Genomic DNA, 16806 nt, shown 5'->3' on the forward strand with positions numbered 1-16806 from the left:
CATTTCCGCCCCGGCTGAGGGTTAACCACTTGCTAGCCCGGGTCCGATAGTGTGTTGGACGGGCGCGGCCGGGGGGCTGCATCTTATCGAGGGGCTTTGCGCCGGGTTCGGCAAGAAGGAGCGTTATGCTTGGGGCGATCGTGTTCACCTATGGCATGCTGATGAGCTTCGTGTTGCAGGGGGCGTCCCGCAACGCGAAGCTGAAGCGGCCCAATCCGCCGATGCTGCAATATGTCGGCTACGTGCTGTGCGGCCTGTCCGCCGGGCTGTCGGGGCTGCTGTTGCTCATGGCCTTCACCGCGAAGGCCCCGTTTCCGCTGATGTGACCGGCAGGCGCGCTCAGGCCGCGCGTCGTGTGCCGAGGGCCGTGTCGATCCGGGCGATCAGCTCGCCAAGTGCGGGTGGTGACCATGGCGTACCGGCGCCGGGCGCGGGGGCCTGCATCTTTCTGGCGATGCGACTATAAGCGTGTTGCGACGGAGCCATCTGCATTTCCTCTGACCGGGATGCGCTGTGGTCCGTCCGCCGCTACCAAATGGTTAACGGGCCGGCAGGACGTTGACCGAACCGTCGAAACCGGAACCGCCGGCCCCGCGGCTCTCGCACAGGATCATCATGGACGCCCTCAGTCTGTTCGGCCTTTTTGCCATTCTGTTCATGCTCCTGTGCTATCTGATGGAGGAACGGTCGCCGTGGTGGACGTTCGGGTTCGCGATCGGATGCCTCCTCAGCTCGACCTACGGGTTCCTGCAGGGGGCTTGGCCGTTCGGTGCGGTTGAACTGTTGTGGACCGTGATCGCGCTGCGCCGCTGGTGGATCGCGCTCGCCAAGCGACGGATGGTGGAACCGGTCGCTTGACACGGCGTTTGCGCACGCCTACCTGCCTTTCCCTCCGAAATACCGGTTGCTCCGGCGGCGCTCGTTTGCGCTCGCCGCGTTTTGCGTAGACGCAAACAGGGGCGGGCGGTGTTGCTCGGAAGATGCGACGAGATGGGGGTCGTGCGGCCATGCCGAACCCCGTGGAGCTAGGAGAAACATTTCATGGCACGTATCGCGGGTGTCAATATCCCGACCAACAAGCGCGTGGTGATCGCGCTGACCTACATCCACGGCATTGGTCTGACCAAGTCGAAGGAAATCACGGCCAAGCTGAACATCGCTCCCGAGCGTCGCGTTCAGGACCTGACCGATCAGGAAGTTCTGCAGATCCGCGAGACGATCGACGCCGACCACACGGTCGAGGGCGATCTGCGTCGCGAAACCGCGATGAACATCAAGCGCCTGATGGATCTGGCCTGCTATCGCGGCCTGCGTCATCGCAAGGGTCTGCCGGTCCGCGGCCAGCGCACGCACACCAATGCGCGCACCCGCAAGGGCAAGGCAAAGCCGATCGCCGGCAAGAAGAAGTAAGCGCAGGTCGCTTACTTCTCCGCCGGGGGCAGGTCTGAAGAAGATCGTCCGGCGCTTTCAGTAATCCAGGTCAGGATTTCAACCAATGGCACGTGAACCGCAGCGTATTCGCCGTCGCGAACGCAAGAACATCACCGCCGGCGTCGCCCATGTGAACGCCAGCTTCAACAACACCATGATCACCATCACCGACGCGCAGGGCAACGCCATCTCGTGGTCGTCCGCCGGCATGATGGGCTTCAAGGGCAGCCGCAAGTCGACTCCGTACGCCGCTCAGGTGGCCGCGGAAGACGCCGGCAAGAAGGCCGCCGAGCACGGCGTCCGTACCCTGGAAGTCGAAGTGAAGGGCCCGGGTTCGGGCCGCGAATCGGCGCTGCGCGCGTTGCAGGCGGTCGGTTTCCAGATCACCTCGATCCGTGACGTTACCTCGATCCCGCACAATGGCGTGCGGCCGTCGAAGCGTCGTCGCGTCTGATCTCTCACGCGCCGGCTGACGAGTCGGCGCGTCTTTCTCCCGGCTGGAGCTGCCCCCTGTTCCGGCCCAAATTAGGGGACACCTGTGTCTGTCAATGCAAAGAACTGGCAGGAACTGAAGAAGCCCAACGGCCTTGAGAAGAAGGGCGGCGATGGCAAGCGCAAGGCTACCTTCGTGGCCGAGCCGCTGGAGCGTGGTTTCGGCCTGACGCTCGGCAACGCGCTGCGCCGCGTGCTGCTCTCGTCGCTGCAGGGTGCCGCCGTGACCTCGATCAAGATCGAGAACGTGCTGCACGAATTCTCCAGCCTGGCCGGCGTCCGCGAGGACGTCACCGACATCGTCCTGAACGTCAAGCAGATCGCCATCCGCATGCAGGGCGAGGGGCCGAAGCGCCTCCAGCTCTCGGCGACCGGTCCCGGCGAAGTGAAGGCCGGCGACATCGCCGTGTCGGGCGATATCGAGGTGATGAACCCCGATCTGGTGCTCTGCCATCTCGACGAAGGCGCGACGCTCAACATGGAGCTGACCGCCGACATCGGTAAGGGCTATGTCCCCGCGACCGCCAACCGTCCGGCCGACGCGCCGATTGGCCTGATCCCGGTCGATGCGCTGTATTCGCCGGTACGTCAGGTGTCGTACAAGGTCGATCCGACCCGCGTCGGGCAGGACCTCGATTACGACAAGCTGACGCTGACGATCGAAACCGACGGCACGGTGACCCCGGAAGACGCGGTGGCCTATGCCGGCCGCATCCTTCAGGACCAGCTCGCGCTGTTCGTCCACTTCGACGATTCGGCAATCACGCGCTCGTCCGCTCCGATCGGCCAGGCGGCTGCTCCGGCGGCCGGTGGCGAGACGGCGGGAGACACCCAGCAGATCAATCGTTACCTTCTTAAGAAGGTCGACGAGCTCGAACTTTCGGTGCGCTCGGCGAACTGCCTCAAGAACGACAACATTATCTACATCGGTGACCTGGTCGGCAAGACCGAGGCTGAGATGCTCCGGACCCCGAACTTCGGCCGCAAGTCGTTGAACGAGATCAAGGAAGTCCTCTCGTCCATGGGCCTGCGCCTTGGCATGGAAATCCCGGGCTGGCCGCCCGAGAACATCGAAGAGATGGCGAAGAAGCTCGAGCAGGAAATCATGGGCTAAGCTGCACCGGGATAGCCACGCTATCCCGGAGACGGCGCAAGCCCGGCCGGCGGGCGGGGAAGCGGCAATGCCGCGACACCGTCCTGTTCGACGTGACCGGTGCGGCTTTGCCGCACCGCCACCCGGCCACCGAAGGACATGCTCCCGGGCGTGACCTTTGTGACTTTCCAAAGGGCGAATGGTGGTGGCCCTTCCACAACACCGCCTGGATCGGGGTACCTCATCCGGCCCCCCTACGAACGAAGGAATTACCCATGCGTCATCGCGTTGGCGGTCGTAAGCTGCAGCGTACCTCGGCCCATCGTACGGCCCTGTTCCGCAACATGTCGGCCGCGCTCATCAAGCATGAGCAGATCACCACCACCGTCGCCAAGGCGAAGGAACTGCGCCCCTACGTCGAAAAGCTCATCACGCTGGCGAAGAAGGGTGGCCTATCCAACCGTCGTCTGGCGCATGCGCGGTTGCTCGACGATGCACAGCTGGTGAAGCTGTTCGACGTGCTCGCGTCGCGCTATGCCGCCCGTAACGGCGGCTACACCCGCATCATCAAGGCCGGCATCCGCGCGTCGGACGCCTCGCCGATGGCGATCATCGAATTCGTCGATCGCGACGTGTCGGCGAAGGGCCAGGATTCGGGTCCGGTCCAGTCGGACGAGGACTTCGACGAGGCCGCATAAGCGATCGCGCCTGCATAGGCAGGAATTTGGAATGGCGAGGGGGCTGCACCAGCGATGGTGCGGCCCCTTTCGTTATCGGCGCCACCTCGCTACACGCCCGCCATGCAGCACACCGACAGCATCCTCATCGTCGATTTCGGCAGCCAGGTGACCCAGCTCATCGCCCGCCGCGTCCGCGAAGCCGGCGTCTATAGCGAGATCGCCCCCTTCCAATCCGCCGAAGAGGCATTCGACCGGATCAGGCCCGCCGGCATCATCCTGTCGGGCGGCCCCGCGTCGGTGACGCTGGCGACCAGCCCGCGCGCGCCGCAGCGCTTCTTCGAGGCGGGCATTCCCATTCTCGGCATCTGCTACGGGCAGCAGCTGATGAGCGCGCAGCTTGGCGGCAACGTCGTCATCTCCGGCGACGGTGGCGAATTCGGCAAGGCGTTCGTCGACGTCAAGTCCGACTGCGGGCTGTTCCACGGCCTGTGGGCCGAGGGCGAGCGCCATCAGGTCTGGATGAGCCATGGCGACAAGGTCGACGCGTTGCCGCCCGGCTTCGTCCCCGTCGCCACCTCCGAAGGCGCGCCCTTCGCGATCGTCGCCGACGAGGCGCGCCGCTTCTACGGCGTCCAGTTCCACCCGGAGGTCGTCCACACCCCCGACGGCGGCAAGCTGATCGCCAATTTCGCCCGTCATGTCTGCGGCCTCGCCGGCGACTGGACGATGGCCGAGTTCCGCGACGCCAAGATCGCCGAGATCCGGGCGCAGGTCGGCAAGGGCAAGGTGATCTGCGGCCTGTCGGGCGGGGTCGATTCCTCCGTCGCCGCGCTGCTAATCCACGAGGCGATCGGCGACCAGCTGACCTGCGTCTTCGTCGACGGCGGTATCCTACGGGCCGGGGAGGCGGAGCAGGTCGTCGGCCTCTTCCGCGGCCATTACAACATTCCGCTCGTCCATGTGCAGGCGCAGACGCTGTTCATGAACGGCCTCGCCGGCGTCACCGACCCCGAGGCCAAGCGCAAGTTCATCGGCAAGACTTTCATCGACGTGTTCGAGGCGGAGGCGAAGAAGATCGGCGGTGCCGAATTCCTCGCGCAGGGGACGCTCTATCCCGACGTGATCGAGAGCGTCAGCTTCACCGGCGGTCCGTCGGTGACGATCAAGAGCCACCACAATGTCGGTGGCCTGCCCGAGCGCATGAAGATGAAGCTGGTCGAGCCGTTGCGCGAACTGTTCAAGGACGAGGTCCGCGCGCTGGGGCGCGAACTGGGCCTGCCCGACGTCTTCGTCGGTCGCCATCCGTTCCCCGGACCCGGCCTCGCCATCCGCATCCCCGGCGAGGTGACGCAGGAGCGCTGCGACATCCTGCGCAAGGCGGACGCGGTGTATCTGGAGGAGATCCGCAACGCCGGCCTCTATGACGCGATCTGGCAGGCGTTCGCGGTGCTGCTGCCGGTGCGTACCGTCGGGGTGATGGGCGATGGCCGCACCTACGACCACGTTCTCGCGCTGCGTGCGGTGACGTCGACGGATGGCATGACCGCGGAGGTGTTCGACTTCCCGAGCGACTTCCTGCCGCGCGTCGCGACCCGGATCGTCAACGAGGTGAAGGGCGTCAACCGCGTCGTCTACGACTACACCTCCAAGCCGCCCGGCACGATCGAATGGGAATGACCCGGTCCATGCGCCCCTGACGTAGCGGCACCCTTGACCTCCGCCGCATCTTGTCTGACAAGATGGCAACAAGGGGAGGTTCGAAAGCTCCCCGGAGCATGGCGGCAGCGCCGGCGGTAAAGGGAGATGGACCGATGAAGACGATGGTGACCGCGCTGGCTCTGGTTCTGGCCGCTCCCGCGCTGGCGCAACAGGCCGGCGCCCCGGCCGAGACGGTCGTCGTCCATGGTGATCGGCCCGCACCCAGGTTCGACAAGCGCATCTTCGGCCAGTTCGCCGAGCATCTCGGCACCGGCATCTACGGCGGCATCTGGGTCGGCAAGGGCAGCCGCATCCCCAATGTCGACGGCTACCGCCGCGACGTGCTCGACGCGCTGAAGGCGATCCGTGTTCCCGTCGTTCGCTGGCCCGGCGGTTGCTTTGCCGATGAATATCACTGGCGCGAGGGGATCGGCGCACCGTCGAAGCGCAAGGTGAAGATCAACACCAACTGGGGCGGCGTGACCGAGGACAATGCGGTCGGCACTCACGAATTCATGAACTATTCCGAGATGCTCGGCGCCGAACCCTATGTATCGGGCAACGTCGGCAACGGCACGCCGAGCGAGATGGCGGAATGGGTCGAATATATGACCTCGCCGACCGGATCGAGCCTAGCGAGGGAGCGCGCCGCCAACGGCCGCAAGACGCCCTGGGCGCTGCCGATGTTCGGGATCGGCAACGAATTGTGGGGCTGCGGCGGCAACATGCGCCCCGAATATGCCGCGGACATCACACGGCGCTACGGCACCTTCCTCAAGATGCCCGAGGGGCAGAAGGTGATGAAGATCGCCAGCGGCGCCAATGCCGAGGATTACAACTGGACCGAGGTGATGATGCGCGATGCCGGCCGTCATTTCGACGGGATCGGCGTCCATTATTACACCATTCCCTACGACTGGAAGCACAAGGGTGCCGCGACCGGCTTCGACGAGGATCAGTGGGCGCGGACGCTCGCCAAGACCGTGAAGATGGAAGAGCTGATCACGAAGCATGCGGCGGTCATGGACAAGCATGATCCGCAGAAGCGCGTGGCGTTGCTCGTCGACGAATGGGGGACCTGGTACGATCAGGAGCCCGGCAGTCATCCGGGCTTCCTCTACCAGCAGAATTCGCTGCGCGATGCCCTGGTCACCAGCCTGAACTTCGACATCTTCGCCCGCCACACCGACCGGCTGCGCGGCGCCAACATCGCGCAGATGGTCAACGTGCTCCAGGCGATGATGCTGACCGACGGCAATCGCATGGTGAAGACGCCGACCTATTGGGTGTTCGACCTGTACAAGGACTATCAGGACGGCATCGTCCTGCCGGTCGAGGTGCAGTCGCGCTGGTATTCCAAGAACCAGTGGGTGCTGAAGGCGGTCAGCGCCAGCGCGGTGCGCGGCGCCGATGGCGCGGTTCACATGGGGCTGACCAACGTCGATCCCAACCAGCCCGCGACCGTGACGGTGAAGCTGGACGGCGTCGCCGGCGGGGCGGTGACCGGCCGCATCCTCACCGCCGCGGCGATGGACGCGCACAACACCTTCGATGCGCCGAATGCAGTGGTGCCGATCGCCTTCACCGGGGCGACGCTGGCGGGGGGCACGCTGCAGGTGACGCTGCCGCCGAAATCGGTGGTGATGCTGGATATTCGCTGATCGACGGGGCTGAGCGACGGGAGGGATGTCCTTCTCCGCTAAGCCTGCGCCGCCCTCAAGGGGGCGGTGAATTTTTCATAAGCGTTGTTTTTCACAAGCCTGAACCGATCGGCTCCACGTCGGTGGTTTGACTAACCAGCAACCGCTGATCTCAATAGTCACAGCCGATCAGGCAGCGCAGGGTAGGCTATCGTTCTTCCAAGCGAATTCATCGCGAATATGGCCGTGATCATGCGTGAAAGAGATAGAGCTAGCGAAGATGCTCTCGGATGGTGGTAGCAGGCATTAGCATGCTCCGCGCGTAGCGCGCATACGCAGCGGCGATTTGCGAAGCAGATCGGAAATGAGTGAACGGGCGAGATCGACGGCGGTGCTGCGCCATTATGCCGGCTTGTTTCCATCCGTCAGCGCGGGGCTTGCCGAAGGGTGGGCCGAAAACAAGCGAGGTGGCTCATCGCAGTGAAGAATTGCCGAGCTTAGCCGCGCCGCGCCTGTGGTTTCGCCAGTTTCTGCGAAAGTGCGATTGTCGCATCAACGATCGCTGCGGTGAGAGATCTCTCAAAGCCTGCGTCGCAGGCGCGCCTGATTCCCGCTGCTTTGGCGGCGAATAGAACTCGCTGGTACGGTACGTCGAGCCGGGTCCCTATCTCCACAGTCGTGACGTAGCGTTCCGCTAGCGCAAGGACGTCAGAAATGGGAACGGTTGGGTCAGGTCGAGTGGGATAACCGCTTAGAAGATTGGTCGCCTCCCTCACGGAGAGGTTGAGCACTTCGGCAGCATCCTGCTTCGTCATCTTTTCTTCGAATAGGATATCAGGATTCAGCCCGGAACCAGGCGTACAGGCTTGGTCGACGCGAGCAATCCGCAGCTCCAGATATCGCTCGATATCCTCCCGTCTGACCCTGATGCGTTGGAACAGCGACGTGGTGCCTTGTTCGATAGTGTAGCTTAGCCCTCCATCTAGCATCGCTTCGACAATGGCATCCCACGGCTTCAGTCGTCCTCCGACCATCCGTACGAGCCCGACTAGGCTGACTGCGTCCTCAAGGTAGGGCTGCTGAGCGGCAGTAATTGCCTGAACAAGGTTGCGGGCCGTTTTCCTGGTGATCTGGGGCTTGCTATATCGAGCACGGAAGAACGGGTGCGGCATGAGTGGCAGCCGGTTCAGGGCGCAAAGCTGCTCGACCGCGTAGTACGGAAGGCCGAGCTCGGCGCCGACCCGGTTGAGGTCGTAGCGCAGATGCATCTCACGCTCGATCAGCTCTACTTCTTCGCGGTCGAAAGCCGGAACCAGCATCGATCCGCGCGCGACGCCGACAGTCTTGAAGGCACCCGCACGTCGGAGTGCGGACACGTCCTGCGATCCCATACGTAGATAGCGTCCTACCTCTAGGCTGGTCATCGTCTGAGCCTTCAGGTCTGCGCCGAGTGGGCCTGCGGTGTCGATCGATCGATGGAGCCGGCCAACTAACGACGCAAGCTCCGGTGCAATGAAGTCGTAGTCCCTCAGCTTGAGGAAGCGTCTTGTGGCGCCTGCGGTGCCGTCCGAGCCGCGGGACGCTACTTCCAGGTCCCGAGTGATGCGCTCGAGAATCGCCTGCGGCCATCCCGCGATAAGCTCCCACGCTCCATGGATACCTCGTGCGATGTCATGAGCGTCGTTATTCCAGATACGGTTGGATCCTGTCCACGCGCAGGACGGCTCGGCGATAGGCACCAGTCGCAGCAGCAGCTCGTACGCGAGGGCGGCGCCCAGATCGGAGATCTCCCGCGGCAGCTTGGCCAGGGACGCCTTCCTGCGGGACGGATCAGTATGGGTGAGACCTATCGCCGCAGACAGGTTGGCCCTGAGGTCGTCATCGATACGCTCCGCTGGCTGATCGAGGCTCTCGCCGCAGCTGTCGCAGAACGCTACTCCCGCGGAGTGGCGCCAGCGCTGCGTCTTGCCGCAGAGCGGACAGTGTGAAAGCAGGATTTCGCCCGTGTCTGCGTCGAAAGGAAGGCGTAGCTGCCACATCGCTCGATGAAAGGGGCTGGCGGCGAGGGCTAGAGGCGAGAAGCGCCGCACCCGCGTCGTGATGTCGCCTCTCGCTACAGTCGTGCCGAAGAACGCCCTGCGGCCCCTATCGCCTGCCACGATAGGGTAGGACCGCAGCTGTAGTTCGGCGACATCGACGTCGAGAATGGCCGCAAGTGCCGGAAGGTCGTCCCAGCCGGTCGTCGTGAGTTGGGGACGATGGCCGTGCAGTCGGTCAGCTGCTCCGGCGATCTCGGCCACGCGTCCCAGCTTGTTCATGCCGGTGATGTCCGCGACGTACCCGTAAAGTGACTCGCCTTCGAACGGAGCGCGGGTCTCGATGTCGCCCGGACCGATCATTCCGGGCTCTCGCCGGTGAAAGGATTATAGTCGATGATCCCGTTCTCGATGCTGTGGTTCTCCACGGCCTGGGCGAGAACGTCGTGCGTGAGAACCAGGCTCTTGTTGTCATAATGGATCAGACTGACCGCCTCTTCGAGAAGCAGACAGAGCGGACGGAGACGTCCCTGGCAGACTTCCCAGAGCAGCTTGGCGGTATCCTTGGCGTCCTTGGCGGGTCGCTTGACCGGAGCTTTATCGCTGGGGACTTCCACGTAATCGTCGAGGCCGGCCTTGCTCGACACCAGGCCGCAGTCCAGCATCGCCTGTTCCATTTTCCTCACGAACTCGACGAAGATCGCCTTCTCGCCGTCGTCATACCACTCCAGCGCCTTGAGCACGACGGGCGACTTCATCCGATCCGTTAAGGCTGGGACGCGATTGAAGACCTTGTTTGCTTCCTTCGTCCCAAGGAAGGCGACAGCGGCCTCGCCAGCGACCAGCATATCCATCAGATCGCCGCCGATGACCTCGCCCATGGAAGGCCGGCGCGCAGCGCGGTTCATCTCGTCGAACACTACGAGCTGGACGTCGTGCTCGCGAAGCGCCTTGTAGGCGCGCTCCCATGCGATGGCGGGTTTGGACGCATGATTCCAGTTCGGCTTGCCCAGCGCCTTCAGAATGGCCTGTGGGATCGAGATCTGCATACCGGTAGTGTCGAGCGTGGCGATGATCACGGGTCGGCGCCTGTCCGCTGGGTTGGTCGGCATGTGCATGGCCTCGAGCAGTTCAGCGCCGATCGTCTTGCCGACGCCCAGTTCCGCGAACGTCCTGACGACAGGCATCGGGATCTTCACGCCCGTCTCGGCCCGTTTCGCCCTAATCGCCACTGCCTGCAGACGAAATCCTTCCAGACCGGCCACCAAGGCGTTCTGGGGACCGTGACCGACCCTGATAGCATTGAACCTAGCCGCGGCTTCCGCCGATCGCGCGGTACGGACCGAAGGATCTTCCTGGTCTGACATCTTCCTGCTCCTACTTGTACTCGGCCATGGTCTTCCGGGACGACTTGCTGCGGCGTGGCGGCTTGGTCTCGTCCTGCCGTGGCTGGCCCGCCTGCCGGCGGTCGCGAGCCAGGACGCGCTTCGGCTTGTCAGATCCCTCGCTGGCCACGTCCTTGCGCGGTGCCCGGATTTCGTGGTCGATGGACCGGATGGCCGCGACATCGTGAGCGATGAAGTCATCGAGCGTCACCGCCTCCGCCGGCTCGATGCTGAGGTCGACGATGTTGCCGACGATCTGGTGGATGCGTGGTATCTCGTTCAGCTTCGCCAGCTCGGCTCGCTGCTCCCGACTGGCAGTGGCGTCGATCGTGCGAATCGCGCGGATCCGACGGGCCCGCTCGGTAAGCCACTGCTCCTCGCTGTTGAACTCGTCCGCTTCGATCTTCGCCTGGTCACGTATCTGCTTGTGCAGTGCGAGCGGCATCCCCTCCGAGTAGTTGGAGTACTCGCAGACTAAGGCGACGTACCTGCGCGTTTTCCGATTCCACACGAGGATCCGACCGATGTTCATCGGGTCAAATTTCACTTTCGTAAATGCGCTCGCGTCGTCGCGGCGCTGTCGGCGTGGCTCGGTTGGAACGAGATCGTCCAGAAGATCCGAGACTGCGTCGTGTTCGCCCGGCGGACTCGTGTATCGCAGGCCCCAGCGGGTAACGCCCGCCTTGTCGACCTGCACTTTGAATCTCACGTCCATGATCTCGTTCATGTATCGATCGATCTCGTGACAGATCTCGATCACGCCCCCCGTGCCCTTTTGGAAGACGAGCGCAGGCTGGCGGCCGAGCAGACCTTCGTGCGGCTCGGTGTGATACTCGGCCATGCACTGGTTCATCAGCGCCTCGAGATCATCGAGGGTAACGCAAGCCTTGATCCTCGCATCATACTCGCGCTTGCGCGCTCGTGCGATCGGGATGGTTACGCCGGGCAGGCGCCTCGTCAGCTTGATCTTGATTGTTCTGAAGAGGCGCTCGACCACTGCCTTGTACGTAGGGCGCTTGATGGGAGCGAACCGCACTGAGAAGCCGGCGCCTGCAACCGCATCCTCCAGTCCGTGACCGCGGAACTCGCGGCCGTTGTCGACGATGATGATGTCGCACCTGCCGCAGAGCCGACGCAGAATCGGGTGCTTTTTCGCCATATGCGGCGGCGGACGCTTGGACCGGTTGGCTCGTCGGATCACCTCCGCGACGGTCCAAAGCGACGGGGGAAAGGCGGTGATCACCCAGCCGAGCACGGCTCTGGAGCACACGTCGATCATGACCGTGAGCCATACCTCGGTGAACAGGATGTCGTTGTCGAGGTCGATGACCACCGCCATTGGCAGCCGCGCGTGATCGATCATCGCGATCTGCAGCGGGTGCTTGGCCCGGAGCGACCGACCCGCGCCCTTCCACTCGGACCGAATGACCGCGGCGCCCTCGAGAGTCGCTGCCGTGTACGCGTTCTCGAGTTCTCGCCACGACCGGTATACCTTGGACTGGCTGGGCACCGGGTAGGGCACAGCCGGCTTCTCGTAGTCGGGATGGTCGCCGGCGTTGATCTCCCTGACGAGCGTCGCCGCCTCGGCGGTTATGTCCTCGAGGGTGCCTGGCTCTGTCTTCGCCCGAAGACAGACCTTGTAGATGATTCCATCCACCACCCCGTCGCGATAGCCTCCGCGCGGCACGCGTCCCCACATGCGTACGAAGTCGACGAGCTGGCGATCGCCTACGGTTCCACGTTCGCTCCGCCAGCGCCTGATGGTCGCGGGACTGTCGAACGCTCCGAACTTCTTCTCCAGCTCTCCGGGCCAGTGCTGCTCCAGCGTCTGCCGGATCGACACGTTGCCGTTCTTGGCTCCGTGCTCGTCGCAGCAGAGGACCTCCGCAAGCATCTTGGCCGCATCGGGCTCAAGAGGCAGCGCCTCGCCTGCGACCGGCGAAAGAGCGTTGCCATCTTTGTCGCGGGGCCCGACGATCGAGCGATAGTCCCAGTCGGTCATGCGTGCGATCAGACGCGCCGATATCCTCGGCGGCGGCTCTACCACGCGAAGGTCGCCGTCGATCGTCAGATCGTCCCAGCCCTGCCTGGTGAGCAGCCCGACCTCGCCCTTCTCGTCCTTGCGCAGGAACGGCAGACCGGTTTTCACATGCATGAGATAGATCCGGCCGCCGGGCAGCAAGCCGTTATATTTGAAGGGCTCGTTCCGGATCATGATGATCGCGGACCTCGAGATGACGAACTCGGGCTCGCTGTCGGGAGCGAGCCATTCGTCTCCGGGATTGGGGGGAACAGGCGTCATCGGATCCTCCTCCGAAAGGGGTCTGCCGCATTCGCTACAGAATGGTCACCGGGGTGTTCGGCTGGACTCGGCGGGTGAGATCGATCGCGACGCGACGCTGGATGGTGAGCGCCTGCAGCACTGCCTCTCCGGCCTCGATGCAGCGCGGTGCCAGGGCGTGAGCCAGATCCCAGTAGGTCGTCTCGAACCCTTTGCGCATGGCGAAGCCTTCCAGCCGATTGATGTGCCGGCGATGCACATGCGCGAATCGCCGCATCGCAAATCGCTGGCAGTTTTCCCGATGGTGACGGTTCACGAAGATCTCGGAGGCCAGGACTATGCGAAAGATCCATCCACAGCGCCGGCAGATCTCCGCGACGGCGGCGAGCTTCAGCAGGTACTCGGGATTGCGCAGGTCGCGTTCGCTCCGCTTTATCTCGACAACGTGCCGCCTTCCGTCGATCCACATGTCCGCATCGGCCGTGTACCCAAGCCACTTGCCGCCCAAGAAGAAGCGGAATCCGATACCTTCGGACTGCATTCGGCCGACCAGCGGGTTGCACTCGGCGGCGAGCAGGTGGTCGAAGGCCGCCATTCCTTCCCAATGCTGGACCCGGCGGGCCTTCGCGCTCGGCCACCATCCGCAGACATGCGGGAGGCCGCCCGAGAACGTACGCAGACTGCCACCGTGCTCGGCCACTATGACGGTGCCCATCGACTCGAGCTCGGCGGAGCCGATGTCGGGGTGCAGATCCGATGTGATGCCGAGCTGGCGCAGGCGGATGTTCGACGGCTCGTAGACGGGGTCCAGCATCAGAGCGCCGATCTGCTCCGCTCTGGCTACCGATTTTGCGACGAGGGAGGCGATCTTCGGGACGGTCGACGTAGCCAGGTCGTCGTCGACGTCCTCCTGCCTGATCGCCTTGCCACCGGTCACGCAATCTCCTGGCCCGTCGACGTTGAGGCGGCGGGAAATCCGTCGAACCTCATCCTGCCAAGCCGCGCGTCAATCGCTCGTCGGCAGACACGGTTCATGCTGCGCCTCGAGCCGGAGCTGCGGTGGAACTCGGGCAAGAGCGTGCCTCGGTCTGCCTGGCGCGGTTCGTTGCTTGACGGGCCGCGAGACGGGGTGAGAACGGAAGAGCCGTTCCCGCTTGCGGGCGATGCCTGCAGGGCAGGGGCCTCACAGCTTCTCGCAAAACACGGCACGGTGACTGGAAGCGGGCCATTACGCTGGCGAGACGCGGCGCCCGATCGACTTGCGACAAAGCCGTGTCGAACGGCATTGTGGTCCTGCCGAGCGGTCGCTGTCAGAAGCGCGGCACGGAGGGCACGACTGTCATTGCTCACGTTCAATCCTTCTATCGGCTGCGTCCGCTGAACTTATCGAGAGATCGAGGAGGACGAGCGGCGTGGTTCGCCGACCCGGGGGATCAGCGCGGAAGCAGGAAAAAGCGTTATCGGGCTTAGATCGGGGCTCTGATCCGGCGATGTGCGATCACCGGCCAGTCAGCGTTCCATCCGCGTCAGCTGTTTCGAGGAGGGAAGATGGCGCCCCTTGATCAGCGGCTGCTCAGCCGGCGGCTTGGATCTTGCGGAGCAGATCGAAGAGGCCGGGCATGATCTCCGGTGCCCCCACGCTGGCGCGCACCTCGCTGTCCGGCCCCAGGGGCTTTTCGAGGTCGATGGCGACGCACCGGCGGAGCAGGAGGCCGTACACGATAGCGCGGCCGTTGATCGCGTTCGGGTGCAGGACGCCGGACAGCTCGCCGAGTGCGAAGGAGCCGCCGTCGCCCAGGATCTTCGCCGCTTTCACCCGCTGCGGCATCGTCGGCAGGATGGTGCGATACGGCGAGAGCATGCGCAGGTTTTCCCTGAACACGGGAGAGCCGAGCGTCGTCTCGCCGACGTATCGCGCTCCGACGGCTGCCGCCGCCAAGCGCCAGAGAAGCACCTCGCGACGCACGGCGTCGCTCTCGACATCCTCCTCGCACTCGTGATGGTAGACGACAGACCATGCGCCGCTGACGGACAGACGGGCGCGCGCCGCCGTAGAGGTGATCAGACCATCGTCAGTTTCCATCTCGGCCATCATCGGGCGAGGCAGCGTGCGGATCACAGACGCCGTGGCTCGGTCGACCAGCTCGAGTTCCGACTCCAGCATCCTGCGGTCTGCGCTCCGACGAGGTCCGGGCGGACTGACGATCCGGACCGTTCCGGCGATGTCCGTGGTCTTAACGTCGACCGTGACGTCCAGCCGCGGCATCTGCTCTCGTCCGCGCGCATCGCTGCGGTACGGCGCGACGCCGCTAATGGCGGGCTGCTGGATGCGGACCTGAGCTGCCGGAAATCTCGACCAAGAATGCCTACCCATCTTGCGAACGCCCTTCACGTCGATACGAGCCCGCGACCGTCAAAATTCACTCAGCGCAGGATGCTTCAACCATCAGCAGGCGAACGGCACTTGTGCCCTAGCCGTGATGTATCGTATCGTGTTAACCAATGCTCTATGGCTTGGAATGACATGAAGATAGGCGTGGAAAATGTGATTCGCAAGCGCGGCTTGGAATGAGATGAAAAACCGCGTCAAGTCAGCAACTTATAACCCTGGATGCATTTGGAGACCGAATGCGGTCTCAACCCTCGCACCTGGTAAGGTAAGGACAACACGTGGAATTTGAGCGAGAGCACGTCCAATCCGACTCAGTCGTCCAACTGAGCGCGAAGGAGGCGGAAGTCCTGAGCCACCTCGATCACAGGCTGACCGATGAGGACAGATATCTGCTCTCGGTCGCGAAACCCGATCAGCGCGCGTCGATGTTCGCGAGACTCGACGCTCTCGCCGCACTGCGGTCGGGCGAGATCGATGTGGAGGAAGCCGCCCGGAAAGCAGGGGTGAGCCTCCCGACGTTCTACCGTCTCAGGAAGGCTTGGGACGTAGCGGAGGGGCGGGGTCTGCGTTCGGTCTCCGGTTCTACGGGCCGAAAACCTCGTGGTGCAGGCAGGAGAGCGGTTCGTGACGAGGCCCGTCGCCATGCTATCGATCTTCTCAAGAACGATGTGCTTGCCGATCTGCCGGTCAAGACCTTGGCCCGCCTTGTCAGGAAGGCAACGAAGGACGGCGTTTCGCTCGAAGTCGCCGAAGCAGTGGTCCGATCCGTTCGGCTGGAACAGTCGAGAAGCATAGTCGATACTGACGAATCGCCTTTCGGTGGCGAGCTCGTGGTCGACGCGTGTGCCGTGTCCATGACCATCTTCGACGATGAAGACGCGACGCCTCGTCAGGCGATCCTGGCGACAGTGCTGGAAGTGTCGACGGGACTGATCCTTGCCGTCAATCTCTGTACGGAACGCAATGCTGCCTTCGGCCAGGCTATGGCACTTAGACAGGCTCTTCACTACGTAAAGTGGAACGGACTAGATGTTTCGCGGAAGGACCGGACACGCATCACCGTTTCAGTCGCGCCTTCGGCAGATCCGGCTTTCGCCCACTTCGTCCAAGTTCTGAAAGGGAGCATCGGCGAGGAAAACGTGAAGTCGGAAGGGCCGCGGCGGTTCGGCCGATCAACCATTGCCGTCATAGGCCGGAGACTAGGCCGCCTCCTACTTCTTCCCGCGTCTACCGAGAAGGGCATTGGCGACTCAGCCGCCGGGCAGTCGGCGAAAACCTTGTTTAGCTCCAAGGAGGCGAGTGCGATCGTCGCGCAAAGTGTGAACGAGCACAATCAGCCGATCCTAGAACTGCTCCGTAGGAAGAATATCCTCACGCCGTCAGTTACGAATGTCTCTAAAGCAGGCCAAATGACTGATGCGCTGCAACAAGTGATGCCATTTTCACCATATAATCTTCGGGGAGCGCCGGCGTTAAGAAGGTTTGCGGAGTAGTATTAGTCGGATTTGCACCTAAAAATGCAATGCAGCCCGTCTTGAAGGCGAAAAATTTAGAATTGCTGACTGCGGTGCTCGTCGTAACGTGAATTAGATTGCCATCAAGTCACATCACGTCAGCAAACTAAATTTGAGATATTCGACCGCCTTCGCATGTTCGGAGGCGAAACCACACTATTACA

At 63.3% G+C, this 16806-nt stretch carries 14 protein-coding genes; 9 read left to right on the forward strand and 5 right to left on the reverse strand.

What is annotated here, in order from left to right:
* The first annotated feature begins 125 nt into the window (after nucleotides 1–125).
* The 8 genes from AC1RTO_RS02105 (at nucleotide 126) to AC1RTO_RS02140 (ending at nucleotide 7055) form a co-directional block, all read left to right on the forward strand.
* Entirely contained in the window at nucleotides 126–326 is a 201-nt protein-coding gene (locus AC1RTO_RS02105; RefSeq protein WP_293877727.1) for a hypothetical protein, read from the forward strand.
* Nucleotides 327–615: 289 nt separating this feature from the next.
* On the forward strand, nucleotides 616–858 hold the full coding sequence (locus tag AC1RTO_RS02110) for a hypothetical protein (protein WP_493159282.1): 243 nt from the start codon (nucleotides 616–618) through the stop codon (nucleotides 856–858).
* A gap of 183 nt (nucleotides 859–1041) precedes the next feature.
* A complete protein-coding gene (gene rpsM / locus AC1RTO_RS02115; RefSeq protein ID WP_037534131.1) occupies nucleotides 1042–1410 on the forward strand; it encodes a 30S ribosomal protein S13 in 369 nt (122 codons plus the stop codon).
* Between the two features lie 85 nt (nucleotides 1411–1495).
* Entirely contained in the window at nucleotides 1496–1885 is a 390-nt protein-coding gene (gene rpsK, locus AC1RTO_RS02120) for a 30S ribosomal protein S11 (protein WP_007405180.1), read from the forward strand.
* Nucleotides 1886–1969: 84 nt separating this feature from the next.
* Nucleotides 1970–3037, forward strand: coding sequence for a DNA-directed RNA polymerase subunit alpha (locus tag AC1RTO_RS02125; RefSeq protein WP_293877731.1), 1068 nt, complete (start codon nucleotides 1970–1972; stop codon nucleotides 3035–3037).
* 254 nt (nucleotides 3038–3291) lie between these two features.
* A complete protein-coding gene (gene rplQ, locus AC1RTO_RS02130) occupies nucleotides 3292–3714 on the forward strand; it encodes a 50S ribosomal protein L17 (protein WP_493159283.1) in 423 nt (140 codons plus the stop codon).
* Between the two features lie 102 nt (nucleotides 3715–3816).
* Nucleotides 3817–5373: a glutamine-hydrolyzing GMP synthase gene (guaA, locus tag AC1RTO_RS02135; RefSeq protein WP_493159284.1), complete on the forward strand. Its 1557-nt coding sequence runs from the start codon at nucleotides 3817–3819 to the stop codon at nucleotides 5371–5373.
* Between the two features lie 134 nt (nucleotides 5374–5507).
* Nucleotides 5508–7055, forward strand: coding sequence for an alpha-N-arabinofuranosidase (locus AC1RTO_RS02140; RefSeq protein WP_493159285.1), 1548 nt, complete (start codon nucleotides 5508–5510; stop codon nucleotides 7053–7055).
* 476 nt (nucleotides 7056–7531) lie between these two features.
* On the opposite strand, the gene AC1RTO_RS02145 is transcribed toward AC1RTO_RS02140, so the two are convergent.
* From AC1RTO_RS02145 to AC1RTO_RS02165, 5 genes are all read right to left on the reverse strand, one after another.
* Entirely contained in the window at nucleotides 7532–9433 is a 1902-nt protein-coding gene (locus AC1RTO_RS02145; RefSeq protein ID WP_493159286.1) for a hypothetical protein, read from the reverse strand.
* Nucleotides 9430–10437 carry a TniB family NTP-binding protein gene (locus AC1RTO_RS02150; protein WP_493159287.1) on the reverse strand — a complete coding sequence of 336 codons (1008 nt, stop codon included), beginning with the start codon at nucleotides 10435–10437 and terminating at the stop codon, nucleotides 9430–9432. Before AC1RTO_RS02150 ends, AC1RTO_RS02145 begins: the two co-directional genes overlap by 4 nt.
* Before the next feature lie 10 nt (nucleotides 10438–10447).
* The gene (locus AC1RTO_RS02155; protein WP_493159288.1) at nucleotides 10448–12757 is read right to left on the reverse strand and encodes a TnsB C-terminal domain-containing protein; all 2310 of its coding nucleotides are present in this window, start codon (nucleotides 12755–12757) and stop codon (nucleotides 10448–10450) included.
* A 34-nt stretch (nucleotides 12758–12791) separates the two neighbouring features.
* On the reverse strand, nucleotides 12792–13673 hold the full coding sequence (locus tag AC1RTO_RS02160; protein ID WP_493159289.1) for a hypothetical protein: 882 nt from the start codon (nucleotides 13671–13673) through the stop codon (nucleotides 12792–12794).
* A gap of 636 nt (nucleotides 13674–14309) precedes the next feature.
* Nucleotides 14310–15002, reverse strand: a complete 693-nt coding sequence (locus tag AC1RTO_RS02165; RefSeq protein ID WP_493159290.1) for a hypothetical protein — start codon at nucleotides 15000–15002, stop codon at nucleotides 14310–14312.
* 404 nt (nucleotides 15003–15406) lie between these two features.
* Here AC1RTO_RS02165 and AC1RTO_RS02170 point away from each other — a divergent pair, with 404 nt between their 5' ends.
* Nucleotides 15407–16621, forward strand: a complete 1215-nt coding sequence (locus tag AC1RTO_RS02170) for a COG3415 family protein (protein WP_493159291.1) — start codon at nucleotides 15407–15409, stop codon at nucleotides 16619–16621.
* The last annotated feature ends 185 nt before the right edge of the window (nucleotides 16622–16806 follow it).

The sequence above is a fragment of the Sphingomonas sp. GW821-FHT10F09 genome (genome assembly GCF_058809195.1).